The organism is Microbispora triticiradicis, from assembly GCF_005864065.1.
Classification (GTDB): Bacteria; Actinomycetota; Actinomycetes; order Streptosporangiales; family Streptosporangiaceae; genus Microbispora; species Microbispora triticiradicis.
Genome location: NZ_VANP01000051.1, coordinates 1 through 600 on the forward strand (window position 1 = coordinate 1; position 600 = coordinate 600).

A 600-nucleotide genomic window follows, 5' to 3' on the forward strand; every position below is an offset into this window, starting at 1 on the left:
AAGCCCGTGGCCCAACCACTTGTGGGGGGAGCGGTCGAAGGTGGGGCTGGCGATTGGGACGAAGTCGTAACAAGGTAGCCGTACCGGAAGGTGCGGCTGGATCACCTCCTTTCTAAGGAGCACCGGCCGGCCCTGATGGGTTCACCCGTTGTGGTGAGTCTGAGGGTTGGTCCATGCCGGGTTCAGGGACGCGTGTTCCCTGCTCGGTGAGCTCATTAGTGGAGCACTGGTTATTCGGATCGGCCGGGTTCGGCCGCCGGGGTGAGTACCGTCGCGGGTCTCCTTCACGGGAGGTCTGCGGAGTGGGAAATCATCCGGTGGGAGCTTGGTGGGTTCGGGCACACTGTTGGGTCCTGAGGGAACGGACCGTTCGCTGGCCACTGCTTCTGCGGTGGCCGCTTGCGAGAGGGTCGGGTTTTCTCTCTGGGGCTGGTCTCCTGCCATACCGGCTTCCGCTCTCCTTGTGGGGGTGGGGGTGTTTGGTGGTGGGGTGGGCTGGTTTGCCTGGTTGTTGTTTGTGAATTGCATAGTGGACGCGAGCATCTTTGTGGCCAAGTTTTTTAGGGCACACGGTGGATGCCTTGGCATCAGGAGCCGATG

At 62.0% G+C, this 600-nt stretch carries 1 rRNA gene; it reads left to right on the plus strand.

The features are described 5' to 3' along the window. Window positions 1-112: ribosomal RNA gene (locus tag FED44_RS35470) — 16S ribosomal RNA — on the plus strand; the annotation flags it as partial. Between the last annotated feature and the right edge of the window lie 488 nt (window positions 113-600).